20 protein-coding genes are annotated in these 22,449 nt (G+C 72.5%); 10 read left to right on the forward strand and 10 right to left on the reverse strand.

Going from position 1 to position 22,449, the window contains the following annotated elements; genetic code table 11:
* A partial coding sequence (locus AB0G50_RS20195; protein ID WP_360110599.1) for an MFS transporter occupies positions 1 to 1,273 on the reverse strand: 1,273 nt, incomplete at its 3' end.
* 298 nt (positions 1,274 to 1,571) lie between these two features.
* On the opposite strand from AB0G50_RS20195, the gene AB0G50_RS20200 reads away from it, so the two are divergent.
* Positions 1,572 to 2,486 (forward strand): LysR family transcriptional regulator, encoded by a 915-nt coding sequence (locus AB0G50_RS20200; RefSeq protein ID WP_360110602.1) that lies wholly within the window; start codon positions 1,572 to 1,574, stop codon positions 2,484 to 2,486.
* A gap of 18 nt (positions 2,487 to 2,504) precedes the next feature.
* Here the strand turns inward: AB0G50_RS20200 and AB0G50_RS20205 are convergent, their stop codons facing one another.
* The 4 genes from AB0G50_RS20205 to AB0G50_RS20220 all read right to left on the reverse strand — a co-directional run bounded on the left by AB0G50_RS20205 (position 2,505) and on the right by AB0G50_RS20220 (position 6,693).
* Positions 2,505 to 3,098, reverse strand: a complete 594-nt coding sequence (locus AB0G50_RS20205) for a DUF2867 domain-containing protein (protein ID WP_360110605.1) — start codon at positions 3,096 to 3,098, stop codon at positions 2,505 to 2,507.
* Positions 3,099 to 3,260: 162 nt separating this feature from the next.
* Complete coding sequence (locus AB0G50_RS20210) at positions 3,261 to 5,102, reverse strand: FAD/NAD(P)-binding protein (protein WP_360110608.1); 1,842 nt, start codon at positions 5,100 to 5,102, stop codon at positions 3,261 to 3,263.
* Positions 5,099 to 5,860, reverse strand: coding sequence for an amino acid ABC transporter ATP-binding protein (locus AB0G50_RS20215; protein WP_360110611.1), 762 nt, complete (start codon positions 5,858 to 5,860; stop codon positions 5,099 to 5,101). The genes AB0G50_RS20210 and AB0G50_RS20215 overlap by 4 nt, the downstream gene beginning before the upstream one ends.
* A complete protein-coding gene (locus tag AB0G50_RS20220; RefSeq protein WP_360110614.1) occupies positions 5,857 to 6,693 on the reverse strand; it encodes an amino acid ABC transporter permease in 837 nt (278 codons plus the stop codon). The genes AB0G50_RS20215 and AB0G50_RS20220 overlap by 4 nt, the downstream gene beginning before the upstream one ends.
* A 363-nt stretch (positions 6,694 to 7,056) precedes the next feature.
* On the opposite strand from AB0G50_RS20220, the gene AB0G50_RS20225 reads away from it, so the two are divergent.
* The 5 genes from AB0G50_RS20225 to AB0G50_RS20245 all read left to right on the forward strand — a co-directional run bounded on the left by AB0G50_RS20225 (position 7,057) and on the right by AB0G50_RS20245 (position 12,984).
* The gene (locus AB0G50_RS20225; protein ID WP_360110617.1) at positions 7,057 to 8,205 is read left to right on the forward strand and encodes an LLM class flavin-dependent oxidoreductase; all 1,149 of its coding nucleotides are present in this window, start codon (positions 7,057 to 7,059) and stop codon (positions 8,203 to 8,205) included.
* Positions 8,202 to 8,678, forward strand: coding sequence for a GNAT family N-acetyltransferase (locus AB0G50_RS20230; protein WP_360110620.1), 477 nt, complete (start codon positions 8,202 to 8,204; stop codon positions 8,676 to 8,678). Before AB0G50_RS20225 ends, AB0G50_RS20230 begins: the two co-directional genes overlap by 4 nt.
* A 5-nt stretch (positions 8,679 to 8,683) precedes the next feature.
* Positions 8,684 to 9,610, forward strand: coding sequence for an ABC transporter substrate-binding protein (locus tag AB0G50_RS20235; protein WP_360110623.1), 927 nt, complete (start codon positions 8,684 to 8,686; stop codon positions 9,608 to 9,610).
* A gap of 246 nt (positions 9,611 to 9,856) precedes the next feature.
* On the forward strand, positions 9,857 to 11,935 hold the full coding sequence (locus AB0G50_RS20240; protein ID WP_360110626.1) for an EAL domain-containing protein: 2,079 nt from the start codon (positions 9,857 to 9,859) through the stop codon (positions 11,933 to 11,935).
* A gap of 221 nt (positions 11,936 to 12,156) precedes the next feature.
* Positions 12,157 to 12,984 carry a trypsin-like peptidase domain-containing protein gene (locus AB0G50_RS20245; RefSeq protein WP_360110629.1) on the forward strand — a complete coding sequence of 276 codons (828 nt, stop codon included), beginning with the start codon at positions 12,157 to 12,159 and terminating at the stop codon, positions 12,982 to 12,984.
* Positions 12,985 to 13,039: 55 nt separating this feature from the next.
* Here AB0G50_RS20245 and AB0G50_RS20250 read toward each other — a convergent pair whose 3' ends face one another.
* Positions 13,040 to 13,420: a nuclear transport factor 2 family protein gene (locus AB0G50_RS20250; protein ID WP_360110632.1), complete on the reverse strand. Its 381-nt coding sequence runs from the start codon at positions 13,418 to 13,420 to the stop codon at positions 13,040 to 13,042.
* Between the two features lie 80 nt (positions 13,421 to 13,500).
* Here AB0G50_RS20250 and AB0G50_RS20255 point away from each other — a divergent pair, with 80 nt between their 5' ends.
* Together AB0G50_RS20255 and AB0G50_RS20260 are read left to right on the forward strand one after the other, a co-directional pair.
* Entirely contained in the window at positions 13,501 to 14,055 is a 555-nt protein-coding gene (locus AB0G50_RS20255) for a helix-turn-helix domain-containing protein (protein WP_360110635.1), read from the forward strand.
* A gap of 7 nt (positions 14,056 to 14,062) precedes the next feature.
* Complete coding sequence (locus AB0G50_RS20260; protein WP_360110638.1) at positions 14,063 to 14,350, forward strand: chorismate mutase; 288 nt, start codon at positions 14,063 to 14,065, stop codon at positions 14,348 to 14,350.
* On the opposite strand, the gene AB0G50_RS20265 is transcribed toward AB0G50_RS20260, so the two are convergent.
* Both AB0G50_RS20265 and AB0G50_RS20270 read right to left on the reverse strand, forming a co-directional pair.
* The gene (locus AB0G50_RS20265) at positions 14,347 to 15,579 is read right to left on the reverse strand and encodes a cyclopropane-fatty-acyl-phospholipid synthase family protein (RefSeq protein WP_360110641.1); all 1,233 of its coding nucleotides are present in this window, start codon (positions 15,577 to 15,579) and stop codon (positions 14,347 to 14,349) included. The two genes, AB0G50_RS20260 and AB0G50_RS20265, sit on opposite strands and share 4 nt — an antisense overlap.
* 14 nt (positions 15,580 to 15,593) lie before the next feature.
* Complete coding sequence (locus AB0G50_RS20270; protein ID WP_360110644.1) at positions 15,594 to 16,925, reverse strand: FAD-binding oxidoreductase; 1,332 nt, start codon at positions 16,923 to 16,925, stop codon at positions 15,594 to 15,596.
* Positions 16,926 to 17,011: 86 nt separating this feature from the next.
* On the opposite strand from AB0G50_RS20270, the gene AB0G50_RS20275 reads away from it, so the two are divergent.
* Both AB0G50_RS20275 and AB0G50_RS20280 read left to right on the forward strand, forming a co-directional pair.
* Entirely contained in the window at positions 17,012 to 18,604 is a 1,593-nt protein-coding gene (locus AB0G50_RS20275) for an acyl-CoA dehydrogenase family protein (RefSeq protein WP_360110648.1), read from the forward strand.
* Positions 18,601 to 19,356 carry a crotonase/enoyl-CoA hydratase family protein gene (locus tag AB0G50_RS20280; protein WP_360110651.1) on the forward strand — a complete coding sequence of 252 codons (756 nt, stop codon included), beginning with the start codon at positions 18,601 to 18,603 and terminating at the stop codon, positions 19,354 to 19,356. Before AB0G50_RS20275 ends, AB0G50_RS20280 begins: the two co-directional genes overlap by 4 nt.
* Before the next feature lie 27 nt (positions 19,357 to 19,383).
* On the opposite strand, the gene AB0G50_RS20285 is transcribed toward AB0G50_RS20280, so the two are convergent.
* Complete coding sequence (locus AB0G50_RS20285; protein ID WP_360110654.1) at positions 19,384 to 20,535, reverse strand: acyl-CoA dehydrogenase family protein; 1,152 nt, start codon at positions 20,533 to 20,535, stop codon at positions 19,384 to 19,386.
* A gap of 3 nt (positions 20,536 to 20,538) precedes the next feature.
* Positions 20,539 to 22,449 carry an acetyl/propionyl/methylcrotonyl-CoA carboxylase subunit alpha gene (locus AB0G50_RS20290; RefSeq protein WP_360110657.1) on the reverse strand — a complete coding sequence of 637 codons (1,911 nt, stop codon included), beginning with the start codon at positions 22,447 to 22,449 and terminating at the stop codon, positions 20,539 to 20,541.

Raw genomic sequence — 22,449 nt, forward strand, 5'->3', positions numbered from 1 at the left:
CGCCCGTGCTCCTCTTCCGGGCCCCCCACCCCGCGGCCGCCTGCCCGCCGCGGGCCGCCCGCGGCGGGGGGGGCGCCCGGTTCTGGTTGCGCGGCAACGAGAACGGCGTCAGGAGCAGCAGCACCCCGGCGACCGCGATCGCGATCCGCGGCCCGGTCAGCACCGCGAGCACGCCCCACGCCGCCGTCATCGCGGCGGTGACCGCGTTGCCCGTCACCGACCACGCGGACAGCGCGCGGGCGACCCGGTCGGTCGGCAGCAGGTCGAGCCGGGACGTCGCGAACACCGGGACGAACACGCCCATGCACGTGATCAGGCCCAGTTCCACCACGATCACCAGCAGCAGCCCGCCGGCGCCCGGTCCCACGAACGCCAACCCGAGCGACCAGCACGCCCGCAGCGCGCCCGACCACCACAGCACGCGGTGCGCGCCGAACCGGGTCACCAGCCGGGTGACCAGCCGCGACCCGAGCAGCCCGCCGAGGCACGGCACGCCGAACGCGAGCCCGTACTGCCACGGCGCGAACCCGAGGTCGCCCAGCATCAGCACGGCCAGCAGGGGCGAGGTCGCCAGGACCAGCCCGTTGACCAGGACCGTGTTGACCAGCAACGGCCGCAGCACCGGGTGGACCAGCACGAACCGCCAGCCCTCGACCAGGTCGGCGCGGCCCAACCGGGTGCCGCCTCGGGCGGGACGCGGCTCGCGGCCGCCGATCGCGCGCAAACCCAAGGCGGACAACAGGTAGCTGACCGCGTCGACCAGGAGCGTCGCGACCGGGCCGAACAGCGCGATCGCCACCCCGCCCGCCGGTGGCCCGAGCGCGGTCGCGGTCCACGTCGTGGACTCGAACCGGCCGTTGGCGATCAGCAGGTCCTCGGGCCGCACCAACGACTTCAGGTACGCGCCCGACGCCGCCCGGAACGCGATGTCCGCCGCCGCGACCACCACCGACACCACGAGCAGCTGCCCGAACGTCAACGCGCCCACCACGAACGCGACCGGCACGCTGACCACCGCGCCGAACCGCACCAGGTCCATCCCCACCATCACCGACCGCTTGCGCCGGAACTCCACCCACGGCCCCGACGGCACCGCCACCACCGCGCCGACCGCCCGCCCGACCGCCGCCAGCCCGGCCACCTCCGCCGGACCCGCGCCCAGCACCAGGATCGCGGTCAACGCGACCGCGTCGAACGCGAGCCACGTCCCGAACGCGCTCACCCCGTACGCCGCCCACAACCACCCGAACCGCCGCCCCAGCGCCCTGCCCACCCGGCCTCCTCGCCTCGTCCCGGCGAAGACCCAACCGACAGACGTACGCGCAGGTCAAACAACCGCCGAGGCACGAACCCACAACCGCCGGTTGTGGACCGCGCCCACGACCGCCCAGGGACCCGTCACACCGCGATCGTCCCGCCCGCGCCTCGGGACGAATCCGCGCCTCGCGCGGTGCTCGTACCGGCGCCGCCCAACCCCGCCCGGCGGACACCAGTCGTCCGACGAACCGCCCGGCGAGCCCCGACCGCCCCTCGCCCGGCGGCGCGGTCCGGGGCGACTAGGGTCGGCCGGCGTGGACCTCGATGCCGTGCGCACCTTCGTCGCCGTCGTGGACGCGGGTCGGTTCCAGGAGGCGGCGGACGACCTGACGATCAGTCAGCAGGCGGTGTCCAAACGCGTCGCGGCGCTGGAGAAGCGGCTCGGGGCGCGGTTGTTCGCCCGGACGCCCCGCGGGGTGCGGTTGACCGCGGACGGCGAGGCGTTCCTGCCGCACGCGCGGGCGCTGCTGCTGGCCGAGCACCAGGCGATCGCGTCGGTCCGGCCCGGCCGGCGCGCGTTGCGGGTGGACGTCATCGGCCGACGCGCCGCGCCCGCCGGGCTGCTGCACGACTTCCACCGCGCGCACCCGGCGGTGGAACTCGACGTGGTGACCCTGTTCGACGCCGACACCGCCCTGGCCGCCGTCCGCTCCGGCACGGTCGACGCGTCGTTCCGGGCCGTCGACGCGCGCCGGCTCCCGGCGGGGTTGCACGCCACCGAGGTGTTCACCGAGCGCCTGCACCTGGTCACCGGTCCGCGCCACCCGCTGGCCGACGCGACGACGATCACCCCGGCGGACCTGGCCGGGCACCGGATCTGGATGCCCGGCATCGCCGTCGGCACCGAGTGGGCCGCCTACTACGCGGACCTCGCCGCCGCGTTCGACCTCGCGATCGACGCCAGGGGACCCCACTTCGGCCTCGACGCCCAGCTGGACGAAATCGCCGAATCCGCCGACGTGGCAACACTCCTGGGCGAGCAGACGCCGGTCACCCCGCCCGCCGACGCACGGCTGCGGCACGTCCCGATCGAGAATCCGGCGCCGGTGTACCCGCACTCGCTGGTCCACCACGCCGACAACGCCCACCCGGCCCTGGCCGCGCTGCGCGACCACCTCGGCACCGCGCGCCGGCAACCCGGCACCTGGACGCCGGAGTGGGCGCGCTAGCACCGGTTCGAGGCGGACCTAGGCCGGCCCGCTCGGTGGCGTCGCCCGCCACGCCTGGCCGAAGTGCCGGATCAGCGGCGGGTAGACGACCAGGTGCCGCAACGGCGCGATGGCCTTCATGTAGGCCCGCCCCAGCACGCCGTTCGGCTTGACCAGCACGGCCATCTGACCCCGGTGACCCCCGGCGCCGTCGGGAACCCAGGCCAGGTGCACGACCGCGTGCACCGTGCGGTTCGCGACCTCCGCCGCCCACTCGGTCCCGGTCAGGTAGACGGAGGTGAAGGGCCGGTTGGCGAACACCGGGCCGGGCGGTGCGGCCGCCAAGTCGGCGGGCAACCGCTCGCGGAGCGTCACCACCCGGGACCCCACGCCGGATCCCGTTGCGTCCCAACCGAACCACGCGCCCAGCCGGCGGCGGACCGCGACCAGCGCGCGGGCGGCCGAGGAGGGCGTGTCGGCCGAGTCGCGGTTCGCGGCGAGCCGCACCAGACGGGGGAAGTCCTCGGGACCGCCGGGTGTCGGCAGCGCCCAGACGTCCTCGAGGTGGAAGTCGGGCGCGATCTCGTGGATGCGCCACGGCCGAAGGGTGTGCGCGGTGTCGGGGAGCCTCATGCCGTCGTCTCCGTCAGGTCGGTGAAGGTCCGCACCAGCAGGGACGTCGCCGGTGGGCGGTCCCGGCGCGAACGGTACCCGCCCGGGGCGCCGCGGCGGTGGCGAAGTACCGCGGGCACCCTCCCGACGACGCCGGACCACGGCCCCGGACCGGGCACCGCGCTAGGCCACCGAGGAGGACAACCCCCGCGCCGCGAGGAACTTCAGCACCGCGCGGGCCACCTCGTCGTTCTGCCGGAACGCCGGCGCGTTGGTGCGCGGCCGGGCGAACGCGGCGTAGGCCTTGTTGTTCGTGTACGGGCCGACGGCGAACCGCCTGGTATGCGGGCGACCGTCGGCGTCGAGCAGCCGGCTGTCCTCCGGCGACACCCGGATCTGCCCCTCCTCCTCGAACACCTCCCCGTTGTCCCGCAACGACTTCAGCAGCGGGTCGGCGGTGTGCGCGAGGGTGTGCACGGGCAGTCGGGCCTCGATCAGCCCGGTCGCCCGCACCACGTGCCCCGGCACGCTCGCGCTGCCCGCGAGGAACACCCCGTCCTCGGCGCGCACCCAGGTGTCCGCGCCGAGGAACGACACGATCCCCGCGCGGGACAGGGCGAGCAGCTCCTCGAGCCGCTCCGGCGGCGGTCCGCTGGCGAGGTAGCTGAAGAACCCGTGCCACCACCCGTGCTCGCCGCGCAGCCGACCGGACGCCAGCAGCCGGGGCAGCTTGCCGTACACGCCCAGCAGCGCCAGGAACGCGCCCAGGTCCGCGCTGTGCCGCGAGTCCGACCGCCGGTCGACGTCGGCCACCACGTACCCGCGCAGGTAGTCCTGGAACTCCTCGGCGGAGCCGAACTCCAGGCCGGCGATCGGCCGGTCCAGCCGCTCGAAGTCGAGCCGGTCCACCGGGTCCGGCACGGCGGCCGTCTCCAGCGCGCGCGTCCGCTCGTCGTACCAGTCGAGCGCGGCGAACCGCGCGGAGAACTCCTCCCACGGCAGCAGCACGCGGTCCGGGTGCCCGGTGAACAGCTCGCGGTAGTAGCCGAACGCGATGTCCTTGGCCATGGCGGGCCACACGTCGGCGCGGAAGTCCAGCTCGCCCGGTCGGGCCAGCAGCGCGTCGACGTCGAGGAAGCGGGGCGGCTCGGGCGGCGCGCCCTGCAACCGGTAGCCGGTCTTCGAGTGGTACGGCACACCGCGCCGCGACCCGGCGTGCAGCCGCGGTTCCCGACCGGACGGCGTGTAGTGCAGCACGCCGTCGCGCCGGTCGAACGTGCCGCCGCGCCCCTCGGCGAGCAGCACGGCCAGGTCGACGAACGCCAAACCCAGTCCCCGCACCACGACGTCCTCGCCCGCGGGCACCGCGGACAGGTCGGTGTCGGCGGTGTAGTCCGGCGGCAGGTAGGTCAACCCGTGCCCGGCGGCGTACTCGGCCAGCCGGGCGTGCTCGGGCGCGATCTCGGTGTCGAGGTGGCCGAGCGCGAGCAGCACCACGTCCGCGACGAGCGGACCCTCGCGTCCCTCCAGCCACACCCGTTGGCGCACCTGGGAACCGCCGGAGAGCCGCACCACCCGGTCCCGGTGCACGCGCACGGAACTGCCCTGCGGCAACGACTTCACCGCGAGCGCGTGGAACCACTTCAGGTACGCGCTCTGCAACCGCCTGCTGGGGAACGAGGTCGGCTTCATCGCGACCAGCTCGGCGCGCACCTCGGGGTCGAGGTCCACATCGGACAGCGAGGCGTCGGCCGCCCACTCGGCCAGCGACGGACCCTCCACCACCGGGCCCGCGCACTCGACGCTGGAGTCGGTGAACATCGTGACGTCCTCGGCCATCGAGTTCATCCGCAGCAGCGCGGACTGCTCGTGCCGCCACACCCGGCCGGAACCGGCCGGGAACGGGTCGACCAGGTGCACCTCGACCGGGCCGCCGCCCAGCTCGGAGGCGTTGGCGCCCAGGCGTTCCAGCAGTCCGGCCGCCCGCGGTCCGGCGCCGACCACGACGAGCACCGGCACGGTCATCGGACCCTCGCGAGGAATTCCCGGGTCCGGGCGTGCCTGGGGTTGTCGAACAGCTCGGACGGCGGTCCGGACTCGACCACCTGCCCCTCGTCCAGGAACACCACCGTGTCCGCGACCTCGCGGGCGAAGCCGATCTCGTGCGTCACCACGACCATCGTCATGCCCTCGGCGGCCAGCGCCTTCATCACCTCCAGCACCTCGCCCACCAGCTCGGGGTCGAGCGCGGAGGTCGGCTCGTCGAACAGCATCACCTTGGGGCGCATGGCCAACGCCCGCGCGATCGCCACCCGCTGCTGCTGACCGCCGGAGAGCTGACGCGGGTAGGAGTCCTCACGGCCCGCCAGCCCGACCCGGGCGATCAGCGCCCGCGCCCGCTCCTGCGCCTCCTCGCGCGGCACGCCGAGCACGCCGATCGGCGCCTCCACCACGTTCTCCAGCACGGTCAGGTGCGCGAAGAGGTGGAAACCCTGGAACACCATGCCGATCCCGGTCCGCTGCCGGGCCACCACGCGCTCGGCCAGTTCGTGCAACCGGTCGCCCTCACGCCGGTAGCCGATCAGCTCGCCGTCGACCTCGATCTCGCCGTGGTCCTGCTTCTCCAGGTGGTTCAGGCAGCGCAGCAGCGTGCTCTTGCCCGAGCCGGACGGCCCGATCACGCAGGTGACCTCGCCGCGCCGGACCTCGAGGTCGACGCCGCGCAGCACCTTCGTGCCACCGAAGCTCTTGTGCAGGTCGGTGACCTGGACCGCGATCGTCACGACAGCCTTCCCGCGCCACGCGAGTAGTAGCGCTCCACGTAGTGCTGCCCGACACCGAGCACGCTCGTCACGACGACGTACCAGAGGGTCGCCACCAGGAGCAGCGGGATGATCAGGTAGTTGCGGTTGTAGATGAGCTGGACGGAGTAGAGCAGGTCCTGCACGGCGAGCACGCTGACGATCGAGGTGCCCTTCAACGTGCCGATCAGCAGGTTGCCCGCGGCGGGCACGATCGCGCGCATCGCCTGCGGCAGCACGATCCGGCGCAGCACCCGGCCGCGCCGCATGCCCAGCGCGAGCGCCGCCTCGACCTGACCCTTGTCCACCGAGAGGATGCCGCCGCGCACCACCTCGGCGCAGTACGCGGCCTCGTGCAGGACCAGACCGATGATCACCGCGGTGAACGGCCCGATCACCGCCGACGAGCCGGACAGCGCCGGGTACAGCGCGCCGATGTTGAACCAGAACAGCAACTGCACCAGCAGCGGCACGGACCGGAACAGCCAGACGTAACCCCAGCTGACGCCCACCAGCACCGGGTTGCCGGACAACCGCATGACCGCGAGCACGCCGCCGATCAGGAAGCCCAGCACCAGCGTCAGCCCGGTGAGCCACAACGTGGTGCCCAACCCCCGCAGCACCGCCTCGGCGGTGAAGTACTGGCCGACGACGTCCCACTGGAAGTTCTCGTTGGTGGACACGGACCAGAGCACCAGCAGCAGGCCCGCGATCACCAGACCGGCCGACACCCAGCGCCACGGACGGCGCAACGGGACGATCTTCGCGGCAACTCGGCTGGTGGTCCCAGGCGCGACCTCGGCGGGGGCGCTCATTCGGCAACTCCAGGGCAGGAGGGAGGGCAGGTGGGTGCCGCGTCCCTCAACGCCGCACGTCGATCGTAGGTGGGGCGGTGGCGAGGAAGTCAAGGGATTCCGGGATTTGGACGCCGGTCGAACCGGCGTTGACGATCCGGCACCTCCGGGTTGTACTGGAAGTCGTGGGCACCCTGAGGCTGGTTATTCGCGGTCACATCGACTTCGGTCGCGTGTGGTCCGCCTCGTGTCCCCGCTGACCGCGGCCCCAGCAGGCCTGTCGGCACCCTCCGCGTCTCCCTCAACGCCGTCGGCGCGTCGACGTTCGACCATCACCACCCGCAGTTCCGCACCCTCGCACCAAATCACGTGGAAGGTACTGACGTGCCTGTTGAGTTCCTGGGGATCGGCGGCACCAACGACGGCTCGGAGACGAGCACGCGGACCGGCGCCTCGTTCGACAAGGACTACACCCTGCGCCTGGCCCGCGCGCACGAGGAGCACGGCTGGGACCGCGTGCTGTTCGCGTACGGCTCCGGCTCGCCCGACCCCGCGCAGGCCGCCGCGTTCGTGGCGTCCCGGCTCGACACGCTCCAGATCCTGTTGGCGCACCGGCCGAACGTGTCCTACCCCACGTTCGCCGCGAAGACGTTCGCCACCCTGGACCGGATCAGCGACGGCCGGCTCACGGTGCACTTCATCACCGGCGGCACGGACCACGAGCAGCAGCGCGAAGGCGACTACCTGACCAAGGACGAGCGCTACTCGCGCACCCGCGAGTACATCGGCATCGTCAAGAAGGCCTGGACCTCGCACGAGGCGTTCGACCACGAGGGCGAGCACTACCGGTTCGCCGACTTCGTGAGCGACGTGTTCCCGGTGCAGCAGCCGCGGCCGAACGTGTCGTTCGGCGGCTCCTCGCCCGCCGCCTACCGGGCGGGCGCGGCGGAGGCGGACATCTTCTGCCTGTGGGGCGAGCCGCTCGCGGACACCGCCGCGCAGATCGAGTCCGTGCGGCAGCACGCGAAGGAGGCCGGCCGCGCCGACGTGCCGCGCATCCAGGCCGCGTTCCGGCCGATCCTCGGCGCCACCGAGGAACTGGCCTGGGAGAAGGCGCACCGGATCGTGGACACGATCAAGTCGCGCACCTCGGGCGGCACCACGCCGTTGACCCGGCGGCACTCGCTGACCAACCCGGAGAACACGGGTTCCCAGCGGCTGCTGGAGATCGCCGCGCGCGGCGAGCGGTTCGACCGTGCACTGTGGACTCCCACCGCCGCCGCGACCGGTGGCGCGGGCAACTCCAACGCGCTCGTCGGCACGCCGGAGACGGTCGCCGCGGCGCTGCTGGACTACTACGACCTCGGCGTGGACATCATCTCCGCCCGCGGCTACCACAGCGTGGACGACGCGATCGACTTCGGCCGGTACGTGATCCCGATCGTCCGCGAGGAGGTCGCCAAGCGCGACAAGGCGAAGGCGGAGAAGGCGGTCGTCGAGCCACGACGCGAGTCGATCGCGGTCGACGGGTGAGTGCCTCACCCACGATCGAGGTCCGCCGGGTCGCGCCGGACGACCCGGCCGCCGAGCCGATGATGGCGGAGCTGCTGCACGAGTACACGTCCCGGTACGGCCCGGGCGCGATCCGGGAGATGACCCGGCACTCGCCCTCGCTGTTCACGCCGCCGGGCGGAACCCTGTTGCTGCTGCTGGAGAACGGCGTCGCGATCGCGGGCGGCGCGTTCAAGGCCTACGACGAGCGGACCGCCGAGGCCAAGCGGATCTGGACGGCCGCCGCGCACCGCAGGCGCGGCCTGGCCCGGCGGGTCATGGCGGAACTCGAGCGCGCGGCCGTCGAGGCCGGGTACGACCGGATGTACCTGACCACCGGACCGCGGCAACCCGAGGCGGTCCGGCTGTACCTGGCCACGGGGTACACCCCGCTGTTCGACGTGGCGCAACCACCGACCGACGGGCCGTTGCCCTTCGAGAAAGCCCTGGGGTGACGGAAGTGCGCACCAAGAGACGCCTGCTGAGCCTGACCATGCTGCTGGCGCTGGTGGTGACCGGCTGCGGCTCGCCCGCCGACGGCGGCACGGCGCCGACCGGCGCGGCGATCAAGCCGTCGGAGAACCCGGTCGCCGAGGTCGTCAAGGACGACAAGATCGCCGCGCTGCTGCCGCAGGACGTCCGCGACGCGGGCACGGTGAAGTTCGCGGCCTCGGTCGGCGGCACGGGTCCGTCGGCCTACTTCGCCGACGACAACAAGACCGCGCTCGGCCTGGACATCGACATCGCCGAGGCCGCGACGAAGGTGCTCGGCGTCAAGGTCGACCGCGAGGTCGCGAGCTTCGAGGCGATCCTGCCCGCGCTGACCAGCGGCAAGTACCAGGTCGGCACCGGCAACTTCGGCGTCACCGAGGCGCGCAAGAAGACGATCGACTTCGTCACCTACATCAACGACGGCCAGGGCTTCGCGGTCCGCAAGGACGACGACCGGCTGTCCAAGGTGACCAAGCTCGACCAGCTGTGCGGCCTGAAGATCGGCACCGGCGCGGGCACCACGTTCGAGGCCACGCTGGAGCGGGAGAAGCACGTCTGCGCCGACGAGGGCAAGCCCGCCTACGAGGTGCAGGTGTTCTCCGAGAACGCGGCGGTCTACCTCGGCCTCCAGCAGAAGCACATCGACGTGATCATGAGCACCATCAACGGCCTGCGCTACGCCGCGACCCAGCAGCCGAACCTGGAGTTCCTCGGCGAGTTCAAGCGGCTCGACGTCGGATTCGCCTTCCAGAAGGGCTCCCCGCTGCTGCCCGCATTCCAGGCAGCGGTGAACAAGCTCATCGAGAACGGCACGTACAAGAAGATCCTCGACAAATGGGGAACCCAGGACTCGGCGATCCCGAAGTCCGAGATCAGCCCGGCGGAGCACGCCTGAGCTGCGGCTCGCCGGACCACGTGCCGGGCGGACCGGGACACTTCGCCGGTCCCGGTCCGCCCACCCCCTACATGCCGTCTTGCGCCCGCACGGGCGGAGGTCGGTAAGCTCGGCGCCGACCAGAACACCGCATATTCCTCCATTCGAGTGACTTCGGACAGGAATACGCAGGCCGGCGCACCGCATTGATCCGAATACGCGAGCGCACCGGTCGCACCACCGGACGATTGGCGCCGCAGAGCCCGGATGAACACGGTCGGAGAAGCTGACGCGTTCGACTTCGCTCGCCGCTGGGCGGGCGCCCTCGCGCCGACGACACCGGGCGGGCCTCCCCCGGACCGGTTGGTCGGGATCCTGGTCCGGCTGACCGGGCGGTTACCCGGCTCCGGCGAGGCGGTGGGCCGCTCGCTGATCGGGCACGGCTTCCACTCCGGCGCCGCCCTCGAGCGCACGCTCGTGTTCCTCGGCGCCAACCTGCCCGCGCTGGGCGTGCCTGCCGACCGGGTGGCCGCGACGCTCGCGTCCGTCGCCGCCGGGTTCGCCGAGGGCCTGCGGGACCACACGCTCGACCAGCACGAGAACAGCAAGTCCCTCGCGCTGCGCTCGGCCCGGGACGCCGAGGTCGCGCTGCGCGCCGGCGAGGCGAAGTACCGCGCGGTGTTCCACAACTCGGCGGTGGCGATCGCGGTGACCGGCCTCGACGGCACCCTGCTGGACTTCAACGACGCCCTGCTCACGCTGCTCGGCCACACCCGGGACACCGTCGGCGCGGCCGTCCTCGACCTCTTCCACCCCGACGACCGGGGTCCGCTGACCTCGATGACCACCATGCTCGCGACCGGCGCGCTGGAGAGCACCAAGGCCGAGCGCCGGGTGCTGCGCGGCGACGGCGAGGTGGTCGACGTGCTGGTGGCCGCGTCGCTGGTGCGCGACGAGGAGGGCACGGCCGTCCACCAGGTGCTGGTGATCCAGGACCTGGCCGAGGTGCGCGCGCTCCAGGTGCAGCTGCTGCGGCAGAGCCTCAACGACGTGCGGACCGGCCTGGCCAACCGCGCGCAGTTCCTCGGCTGGCTGGAGGGCGCGGTCGGCACGCGGGGCCCGGACACCCTGGCGCTGCTGGTGTTCGACGTCGACGGCTTCCGGGTGGTCAACGACGCGTTCGGGCACGAGGTGGGCAACCGGGTGCTGACCGGGGTCGCCGGGCACCTGCGCCGGGTGTTCGACGGCGTCGGCCGGATCGCCCGGATCGGCGCCGACGAGTTCGGCGTGCTGGTGGAGAACCCGGTGGACGTGGCGACCGCGGTGACGCTGGCCGAGGAGGCGGTGGACCTGCTGGCCGAGCCGGTGTGGGTGGGCGACCACGGGCTGGGCGTCACCGCGTCGGTGGGCATCGTGGTGCGGCCGGCGCGCGGCGCGGACGCCATCGAGCTGATGCGGTGCGTGGACGTGACGGTGCGGTGGGCCAAGGAGGACGGCAAGGCGCAGTGGGCGCTCTACGACCGGGACCGCGACCGCCGGGACCGGCGCCGGCTGGTGCTGGCCGCGTCCGTGGCGGGCGGGTTGGAGCAGGGCGACTTCCGGGTCGACTACGCGCCGGTCCACTCGCTGCCCGACCGCGAACTGGTGGCGGTGGAGGCGTGCCTGCGCTGGGACCACCCCGAGTACGGCCTGCTGGACCCGCCGGAGCTGGCCGGGCTGTGGTCGTGCACCGGGATGGTGGTGAAACTCGGCCGGTGGGCGCTGGAGCAGGCGTGCGCGCACGCGGGCGCCTGGCACGCGGAGTTCGGCGCGGCCGCGCCCGTGGTGTCGATGGACCTGCCCGCGCGGGTGTGCCAGGAGCCGGAACTGGTGGCCGAGGTGCGCAAGGCGTTGCGCGAGGCCGGGCTGCCCGCGGCGAAGCTGCGGTTCGAACTGGGCGGCCTGCTGCCCTCGGCGCTCGGCGACGACCAGGTGGAGGAGCTGAACATCCTGGCCGAGCACGGCGTCGGGCTGGTGCTGGACCAGGTGGGCGGCGGCAACATCCCGGTCGACCGGCTGCGCCGCATCGCGCTCCAGGGCGTGAAGTTCGCGGGCGCGCCGGTGCAGGGGCTGGCGGGGGACGCGGACCCGATCGACGAGAGCGCGTCGCTGGCGCTGCTGGAGTGGGCCGCCACGCTGGGCGTGGCGCGGTACGCGGCGGGCGTGCGCACCGAGACGGAGGCGGACCGCCTCGCCGCGCTGGGCGTCACGGCGGCCCAGGGCCCGCTGTTCGGCGACCGCCTGCTCACCGCGGACGAGGTGACCGCGCTGCTCGCCGACCCGAAGGGCACCCGGCGGCCGGACTGACGCGAACCCCGCCACCGCGCGGTCTGACGTCCGGCCGCGCGACACCCGGCCCGACGCGGCCGGTCCCGCCCTCGCGACACCGACCCGACCCGCTTCACCCCGACCACGGCCGCCTCTGCCCTCGCGACCGAACCCGGGCTGTCACCCGACCGGGACGGATTCTTGGCAAGCGCTGGGCTGACGCTCAGGTTCCTCACAACCAGCGGGCTCATTGTTGACCCATGGCAAACGACTTCCCCGCGATGAGCGGGTCCCTGGTAGAGGTCCGGGCGCCGTTCTGGCGGCGCACCGGCACGGTGGTCACGTCGGCGGCGCTGATCGCGGCGGTGTTCGGCGGCGCGGCGGGTGGCGTCGTCGGGTACTCGAACGCCTCGGCGCCCGCCGCCACGTCCTCGACGGCGGTGGCGCTCCAGGCGTCCTCGGGCACGGCGGCCCTGGACGTGAGCGCGATCGCGGCCAAGGTGCTGCCGAGCGTGGTGCAGGTCAACGTGTCGTCCACGCAGGGCGAGGGTCTCGGCTCGGGTGTGGTGCTCACCGCCGACGGCCGGATCCTCACCAACAACCACGTGGTGTCCGGCGCGCGGGAGATCACCGTCACGCTCGGCGACGGCAAGACGGTGCCCGCGACGGTCGTCGGCACCGACCCGACCAGCGACCTGGCCGTCGTGCAGGCGGAAGGCGTGAGCGGGCTGACGCCGGCCACGTTCGCCGACTCCGGCTCGGTGCGGGTGGGTGACCAGGTGGTCGCCATCGGCTCGCCGGAGGGTCTCCAGGGCACCGTCACGTCGGGCATCGTCAGCGCGCTCGACCGCACCGTGACCGTGCCGGGCACCGGCCGCCAGCAGGTCAGCTACCAGGCGATCCAAACCGACGCGTCGATCAACCCGGGCAACTCGGGCGGCCCGCTGATCAACGCCGAGGGCCAGGTCGTCGGCATCAACTCGGCGATCTACTCGCCGGCGTCGGACGACAGCCAGGCGGGCAGCGTGGGCATCGGCTTCGCGATCCCGTCGAACGTGGCCAAGCAGATCGCCACCCAGCTGACGTGACGCCGGACCGGAGCAGGGCTCGGTGACCGCGAGGGCCACCGAGCCCTCCGGCGCGTCAGGCCGCGGGCAGCGCCGCCGTGTTGTGGTAGTCCCGCGACTCGACGATCAGGCCGTCGCGCACCCGGGTGATCCGCACGTTGGCCAGCTCGAACGTCTCACCGGTCGCCTTGACCGTGCCGCGGAAGTCCCACTCGGTGACGATCACCTCCGGGTCGGCGGTGTCGTACACGACCAGGTTCGCCACCTCGATGTCCCACTGCGCGGCCCGGTTGCGCCGAACCCGACCGCGCAGGTCCTCCCGCCCCTCCAGCCGCCGCCCCTCGAACGGCAGCACGATCACCGCGTCCTCGGCGTACAGCTCCTCCAGCGAGTCCCACTCCCCGGCCGCGATCCGGGACAGCAGCGCCTCGTTCACCTCACGCGGTGACAGCGACATCTCCGGTACCCCCTACTATTCGGACTGACTGCTCCGGTTCAGTTTCGGAGTGATCAGTCCGTTTGTCAAGGAGGAGTCGGGTGCGCGCGGACGCGGTGCGGAACAGGGCGAGACTGGTCGAGATCGCCGACGAGCTGTTCGCGGCCAGGGGTCACGGGGTGTCCACCGAGACCATCGCCAAGGCCGCGGGTGTCGGCGTCGGCACGGTCTTCCGGCACTTCCCGACCAAGGAGGCGCTGCTCCGCGAGGTCTACGTGACCCGCCTGGAGCGGCTGGTCGACCGCGCGGAAACCCTGATGGCGCACCGGGAACCGGGTGAGGCGTTCTTCGCCTTCATCACAGAGGCGGTCGACTGGGCGGCGGCCAAGAACGCCACGGCCGAAGCGCTGGTCGCGGCCGGGGTGGACGTCGCGGACGTCGCCGTCGACGTGGCGCCGGACCTGCGCCGCGCGTTCCGCGACCTGCTGGCCGGCGCGAAGCGGGTGGGCGCGGTCCGCCCGGACCTGGAGCCCGCCGCGCTGTCCGCGCTGCTGGTCGGGCTCGCCAGGGCGGCCGAGCACGCGAAGGACGACCCGATCGCGCTCGCGGCGGTCCTCGACGTGTTCCGCGACGGCATGCGGCCGCACCCGGCATGATCGTCACATGACCGTTCCGCAGTCACTGTCCGAGGTCCGCGAGCGCATCGACACCCTGGACTCGGCCCTCGTCCAACTGCTCGGCGACCGCCAGTCCCTGGTCGAGGCCGCCGCCGGCTTCAAGTCCGACGAGCAGCAGGTGCGCTCGCCCGAACGCGTCGAGCAGGTCGTGGCGCTGGCCCGCGCCCGCGCGCAGGAGGCCGGGCTGAGCCCGGCGGTCGCGGAAGCCGTGTGGCGGGCCATGATCACGGCCTTCACCGAGCTGGAGCTGGCGAAGGCCGTGTTCAGGGACTAGGCCCAGTCGGGCCGCAGCGGCATGCCCGACGACGTGCCGTCCAGCTTCACCCCGAGCACCTGGTGGAGCTGGATGTTGTTGCGCTCGAACCCGAGCCGGGACGCCGCGAGGTAGAGCCGCCACACCCTGGCGCGCCCGAGCCCGACCTCCTCGACCGCCTCGTCCCAATGCGCGTCGAGGTTCGTCGACCAGCCGGCCAGCGTCAGCGCGTAGTGCTCGCGGATGTTCTCCTCGTGCCGCACCTCGAAACCGGTGTCGTGCATGAGCGACACCAGGTGCCCGGGCCCGACCAGCTCGCCGTCGGGGAACACGTACCGGTTGATGAACCCGCCGGTGCGCGCCCGCTGCCGGTTGTCCGGGCGGGTGATGCAGTGGTTCAGCATCCGGCCGCCCGGCTTGAGCTTGGCGTACAACGAGGAGAAGTAGCCCGGCAGCTTCGCCTTGCCGATGTGCTCGGTCAACCCGATGGAGCTGACCGCGTCGAAGCCGGACTCCCGCACGTCCCGGTAGTCCAGGTAGCGGACCTCGGCGAGGTCGGACAACCCGGCCTCCACGATCGCCTTCTGCGCCCACTCGGCCTGGTTGCGCGACAACGTCACGCCCAGCGCCCGCACGCCGTACTCGCGCGCCGCGTGCATCACCATGCCGCCCCAGCCGCAGCCGACGTCGAGCAGCCGCATCCCCTCGCGCAGCCCGAGCTTGCGCGCCACCAGGTCGTGCTTGGCGAACTGGGCTTCCTCCAAAGTGGACTCCGCCGTCGGGTACACCGCGCAGGTGTAGGCCATCGACGGGCCGAGGATCCACTCGTAGAAGGTGTTCGACACGTCGTAGTGGTGCGCGATGGCCTCGCGGTCGCGCGCCTTGGAGTGCCGCAGCCCGTGCAGCCTGCGCTCCTGGGGCGGGATCTCGACCTTGGACCGCAACCGCTGCCTGCCCAGCGTGGTGAGCAGCTCCAGCCGCTCCGACCACGGGATCTCGCCCAGCGACAGCTCGGACAACCTCGTCAGCGCGCCGTACACGTCGCCGATGATCTCCAGGTTGCCCGTCACGTACGCCCGGGCCAACCCCAGCTCACCCGGCGCGGACGCCAGGTAGGACAACGCGTCGGGCGAGCGCACCTCGATCCGCACGTCCGCGTCCGCCGGTCCCGCCGCGCTGCCGTCGTACGCGCTGAAACCCACGGACCGGTCGCCGCCGACCGCCCGCTGGAAGACCTCCGCCAACCGCATGTACCCGGCTCCCTTCACCTGCGCAGCACGCATTTCGCGTAGAGGTCGGGCAACCGGCCGTCCGCGTCGTACCGCTTCTTCAGTTCCTGGTAGATCCCGCCGTTGTAGTGCTCCCAGAACTCCTCCTCGCCGTAGTACGAGTCGGAGTACAGCGACTTGTGACCACCCAGCTCGGTCACCTTCGCCTCGATCGACCGGTTGCGGCTGCCCATCTCCTCACCGGGTCGGAGGTCCACTGTGGACCAGAAACCCACGTTGACGTACAGCTCGCCCGGATCCATGGGGTAGAGCGGCCAGGCGTCCGCGCCGCGCAACCGCAGCGGGCACAGCCACACCGGCTCGATGCCGACCTCGCGGTGGAAGTAGTCGAGGAACTCGGCCAGCCGGGCCACCGGGATCTCGACGTCCTGGATCACCGGCTCCTGCACGGCCTTGCTCAGCTTCCCGCTGAACCCGGTGCGCCGGTCCCACGCCACGATCCGCCGGTACACGTCCGACCGCAGGTACTTCTTCGGCCACAGCCTGCGGATCAGCGGCCGCTGCGCGCCGAACGCCCGCGAGCACCAGAACCAGTCGGTGTCCCACCGCCACAGGTAGTCCCGCGCGGTCAGGTAGTCCACCCGCTCGCGCTGCACCGACCGGTAGTAGATCCCATTGCCGGTGTAGTCGGAGGTGAACGGCGCCTCGTCCACCCAGTCCGCCAGCGTCAGGTACTGCTCGCCCGCCGAGAACACGGTGCCGTCCACGAAGTCCACCGGCTCGCCCTGGTACGACCGGTCCGCGCACACCGCCGAGATCACCTCGGCGCACTCCGCCGCGCTGCCGAACGGCACGTGCCGCAACCGGACGTACCGGGACACCGGTTCCAGCTCGATCTCCAGTCGCAGCGCGTAACCGAGCGTGCCGTAGGAGTTCGGGAACCCGCGGAACAGGTCGTCGCCCGGCTCGACCACGACCACCTCGCCGTCGCCGGTCATCACCTCCAGCTCGCGCACCGACTCGTGCGGGAGCCCGTTGCGGAACGAACTGGACTCGATGCCGAGCCCGGCCACCGCGCCGCCGAGGGTGATGGTCTTGAGCTGCGGCACGACCAGCGGCATCAGCCCGTGCGGCAGGGTCGCGTCGACCAGGTTCTCGTAGGTGGTCATGCCCTGCACCTGCGCGGTGCGGGCGTCCCGGTCCACCGACAGCACGCGGTCGAACCGGGCGACGTCGAGCCCGCCCGCCTGCGCGTCGCGGAACCGGAACAGGTTGGACGTCGGTTTGGCGAGCCGCACGGGTGACCCCGCCGGAATCGCCGCGTACTGGTCGCGAAGCGCGGCCACCGCCTGACTGTGCTCGCTCACCCGGACGACGTTAGGCCGACGCGGCAAGATCAGCACCCCCAAATTTGACAGGTCTCGAAGTTACCCACCGGTAGTACCCTGCGAGCATGACGCACTCCACGCACCGGGTGACGAACCAGGCGCCGCCGCTGGAGGGCCACGACGTCTCGGCCGACCCGGCGCTGCTCGACGGGCTGCGGCGCGGCGGGGCGGGGTGGGCCGAACCGGAACTGCGCGAACTGGGCCTGCTCGCGGGGTCCCGGCACGTGCGGGAGCTGGCCCGGCAGGCCAACACCCACGAGCCCGTCCTGCACACCCACGACCGCTACGGGCACCGGGTGGACGAGGTGGAGTTCCACCCCGCCTGGCACGAGCTGATGACCACCGCCGTCGCGCACGGCCTGCACGCGACGCCGTGGCGCGACGACCGGCCGGGCGCGCACGTGGCGCGGGCGGCGAAGTTCCTGGTGTGGAGCCAGGCCGAGGCCGGCCACGGCTGCCCGGTGTCGATGACCTACGCCTCGGTGCCCGCGCTCCGGGCCGCCCCGGAGCTGGCCGCGCGGTACGAGCCGCTGCTCGCGTCCACCGAGTACGACTTCGGCCTGCGCGCCCCCGAGGGCAAGCGCGGCCTGCTCGCGGGCATGTCGATGACCGAGAAGCAGGGCGGCTCGGACGTCCGCGCGAACACCACGACCGCGCGCCGGCACGGCGACCACTTCCGGCTCACCGGGCACAAGTGGTTCACCTCGGCCCCGATGTCCGACCTGTTCCTGACCCTGGCGCAGACGCCCGAGGGCCTGTCCTGCTTCGTGCTGCCGCGGGTGCTGCCGGACGGCACCCGCAACGCGATGTTCCTCCAGCGGCTCAAGGACAAGCTCGGCAACCGGTCCAACGCCTCCGCCGAACTCGAGTACGACGACGCGGTCGGCTGGCCGGTCGGCGAGGAGGGCCGCGGCGTGCGGACCATCATCGAGATGGTCAACAGCACCCGGCTCGACTGCGTGCTGGGCACCGCCGCCGGCATGCGGTCCGGGCTCGTGCAGGCCACCCACCACGCCGCGCACCGCCGGGCGTTCGGCCGCGACCTGGTCGACCAGCCCGCCATGCGCAACGTGCTGGCGGACCTGGCCGTCGAGTCGGAGGCGGCCACCACGGCGGCGCTGTGGCTCGCGGGCACGCGCAGCAGGCTGGGGCTCGCGGTCACCAAGTACTGGGTGTGCAAACGCGGTCCGGCGCACGCGGCCGAGGCGCTGGAGTGCCTGGGCGGCAACGGCTACGTCGAGGACTCGGGCCTGCCGAGGCTGTTCCGCGAGTCGCCGCTGATGTCGATCTGGGAGGGCTCGGGCAACGTCGCCGCGCTGGACGCGCTGCGCGTGCTGGCCCGCGAACCCGAGGCCGTCGCGGAGTTCCTGGCCGAGCTGGACGCGGCACGCGGAGCCGACCGGAGGCTGGACGCGGCGGTCGACGCGCTGAAGACTGAGCTGGCCGACCGGGACGACCTGGAGACCAGGGCGCGCAGGCTGGTGGAGCGGATGGCGTTGGCGGTGCAGGGTTCCCTGCTCGTGCGGCACGGTCACCCGGCGGTGGCGGACGCGTTCTGCGCGTCGCGGCTGTCCGGCGACTGGGGCGTGGCGTTCGGCACGCTGCCGCGCGGGGTGGACTTCGGTGCGATTGTCGAACGGGGGCGACCGAAACCGTGAGCGCGGTGCGGGTGGAGCGGTCGGGGCCGGTGTTCACCGTGCTGCTGAACCGCCCGGCGGTGCGCAACGCGGTGGACGGGCCGACCGCGCACACGCTGACCGAGGTGTTCCGCGAGTTCGACGACGACCCGTCGGCCGCGGTGGCCGTGCTGCACGGCGAGGGCGGCGTGTTCTGCTCGGGCGCGGACCTCAAGGCCCTGGACACCCCGCGCGCCAACGACCCGCGCTCACCGTCCGGCCCGATGGGCCCGACCAGGCTGCGGCTGTCCAAGCCGGTGATCGCGGCCGTGTCGGGGCACGCCGTCGCGGGCGGGTTGGAACTGGCGCTGTGGTGCGATCTCCGGGTGTGCGACGAGGACGCGGTGTTCGGCGTCTTCTGCCGCCGGTGGGGCGTGCCGCTGATCGACGGCGGCACGGTCCGGCTGCCCCGGTTGATCGGCTCGTCCCGGGCGCTGGACCTGGTGCTGACCGGCCGCCCGGTGCACTCCGGCGAAGCCCTGCGCATCGGACTGGCCAACCGCGTGGTGCCCACCGGCACCGCCCGCGCCGAAGCCGAGAAGCTGGCCCGGGACATCGCCGCGTTCCCACAGACCTGCCTGCGCGAGGACCGGCTTTCGCTGCTGGAGCAGGAAGACCTCCCCGAGGAGGAGGCGCTGGCCAACGAGCTGGCGCACGGCCTGGTCTCCCTGGCCGAGGTCGAGGAGGGCCTGTCCCGCTTCCGCTCCGGCGAGGGCAGGCACGGCGCGTTCTGACCCGCGCCCGCCCCGCCGGGAGAACGCCTACAGCCCCAGCTCGCGGGCGATCAGCATCCGCTGCACCTCGCTGGTGCCCTCGCCGATCTCGAGGATCTTGGCGTCCCGGTAGAACCGGCCCACCGGGTACTCGTTCATGAACCCGTACCCGCCGAAGATCTGGGTGGCCTCGCGCGCGTTGTCCATCGCGGTCTCCGACGACACCAGCTTCGCGATGGCCGCCTCGCGCTTGAACGGCTCGCCGCGCAGCATCTTGCCCGCCGCCTGGTAGTACGCGAGCCGCGCGGTGTGCGTGCGCGCCTCCATGTCCGCGATCTTGAACTTGATCGCCTGGTACTCGCCGATCTTGCGCCCGAAAGCCTCGCGCTCGCGCACGTACTTCAGGCACTCGTCCACGCAGCCCTGCGCGAGACCCACGCCCAGCGCGGCGATCGCGACCCGACCCTCGTCCAGGGTCTGGAGGAACTGCGCGTACCCGCGCCCCCGCTCGCCGACCAGGTTCGCCACCGGCACGCGACAGTCCTGGAAGGACAGCTCGCGGGTGTCCGAGGCGTTCCAGCCGACCTTGGAGTACTTGCGGGACACCGAGAACCCGGGCGTGCCGGAGGGCACCAGGATCGCCGAGATCTCCGGCTTGCCGTTCTCCCTGCGCCCGGTCACCGCGGCCACCGTGACGAGCCCGGTGATGTCCGTGCCGGAGTTGGTGATGAACGCCTTGGTGCCGTTGAGCACCCACTCGTCGCCGTCGAGCCTCGCCGTGGTGATCAGCGCGCCCGCGTCGGACCCACCGCCGGGCTCGGTCAACCCGAACGCGCCCAGCGCCTCGCCCGAGGTCAACCGCGGCAGCCACTCCGCCTTCTGCTCGGCGGAACCGAAGCGGTACAACGGCATCGCGCCCAGCGAGACACCGGCCTCGAGGGTGATCGCGACCGACGAGTCGACCCGGGCCAGCTCCTCCAGCGCGAGGCACAGCGCGAAGTAGTCGCCGCCCATGCCGCCGTGCTCCTCGGGGAACGGCAACCCGAACAGCCCCATCCGCCCCATCTTCGCGACGATCTCGTAGGGGAACTCCTCGCGTTCGTACAGGTCGCCGATGACCGGGGCGACCTCCTCCCGCGCGAACTCCTCGACGGTCTTGCGCAGGGCCTCGTACTCCTCGTCAAGGCGGAAGTCCAACATCACTCACTCCTGGTGGGTGGCCACGACGGCCAGCGTCTCCTCCAGCGCGACCTGTTGGCCCGCCTGGACGTTCACCTCGGTGAGCACGCCGTCGACCGGTGCGGTCACGGTGTGCTCCATCTTCATCGCCTCGACCACGAACAGCGCCTGCCCGGCGGTCACCACGTCACCCTCGGCCACCCGCACCACGAGCACGGTCCCCGGCATCGGACTGGTCACCGGCCCGCCGGCACCGGCCGCGGCGGCCGCGCCGTAGGTCCGCTCGGTCTCCGGCAACGCCCACGCGTGCCCGTCCGCGCCGAGCCACAGCACGTTCCCCGCCCGCGCCACGGCGTACCGCCGCGCGCCGACCACCAGCTCACCGCCACGCCAGAAAGCCTTGAGCGACAACGGTTCCCCGTCGCCCACCACGACCTCGTCGCCGCGCACCCGCACGTCGACACCGTCGATCCGCCAGGTGGCCCACGCGTGCTCGCCGATCCGCCACCCGGTCGGCTGATCCCAGGGCTCGTCGCCGCCCAGCTCCAACCGCTTCGCCAACGCCGCCGCGGCCACCACCTCGACCGGCCGCTCCGCCGCCACCAGCCCGTCCAGCTTCCGCTCGACCAACCCGGTGTCCAGCGCGCCGGCCCGAACGTCCACATCGGACAGCAGTGCCCGCAGGAACGGGATGTTCGTGGTCACCCCGAGCACGACCATCCGCCCCAGCGCGGAGTGCAACCGCCGCAACGCCTCTTCCCGCGTCGCACCGTGCGCGATCACCTTGGCCAGCATCGGGTCGTAGTCGCTGCCGACCACCAACCCCTCGTGCAACGCCGAGTCCACCCGCACGTCGTCCGGCTCGCGCAGCAGCAGCACCGTGCCACCGGTCGGCAGGAACCCGCGCGTCGGGTCCTCGGCGTACACCCGGGCCTCGACCGCGTGCCCGGTCAACCCGACCGGGACGTCCAACACCTCGCCGGAGGCGACCCGCAGCTGCCACTCGACCAGATCCACCCCGGTCACCAACTCGGTCACGGGGTGCTCGACCTGCAACCGGGTGTTCATCTCCATGAAGAACCAGTCGCCGGCCGCGCCGTCCACGATGAACTCGACGGTGCCCGCGCCCTCGTACCCCACCGACCGCGCCGCCTCGACCGCCGCCGCGCCCATCTCCGCGCGCACCTCGGCCGTCAACAACGGCGAGGGCGCCTCCTCGATGATCTTCTGGTGCCGCCGCTGGAGACTGCACTCCCGCTCACCGAGGTGCACCACGTTGCCGTGCGCGTCGGCCAACACCTGGATCTCGATGTGCCGAGGGTTGGAGATGAACCGCTCGATCAACAACGTGTCGTCCCCGAACGACCCGCGAGCCTCCCGCCGAGCGGACTCGATGGCGTCGCGCAGTTCCCCCTCGGCCTTCACCAGCCGCATGCCCTTGCCACCACCGCCGGCGGAGGGCTTGAGCAGCACCGGGAACCCGATCTCCCCGGCCGCGTCGACCAGGTCGTCGTCGCTCATCCCGGGCTCGGTGCGCCCCGGGACCACCGGAACCCCCGCCGCCCGCACGGTCAACTTCGCCCGGATCTTGTCGCCCATGGCCTCGATGGCCTCGGCGGGCGGCCCGATGAACACCAACCCGGCCTTCTCACAGGCCCGAGCGAACTCGGTGTTCTCCGCCAGGAAGCCATACCCCGGGTGCACCGCCTGCGCCCCGGTGTCGAGCGCCGCCTGCACAACCCGATCCACCGACAGATAACTCTCCCGCGCGGCGGCAGGCCCGATCCGCACAGCCTCGTCGGCCAACCGCACGTGCAACGCGTCCGCGTCGGCGTCGCTGTACACCGCCACCGAGCGAACACCCAACCGCCGCAACGCCTTGACCACCCGAACGGCGATCTCACCGCGGTTGGCCACCAGAACGCTAGTGAACAT

It is taken from the genome of Actinosynnema sp. NPDC020468 (assembly GCF_040642015.1).
In the GTDB taxonomy this organism is placed as follows: domain Bacteria; phylum Actinomycetota; class Actinomycetes; order Mycobacteriales; family Pseudonocardiaceae; genus Actinosynnema.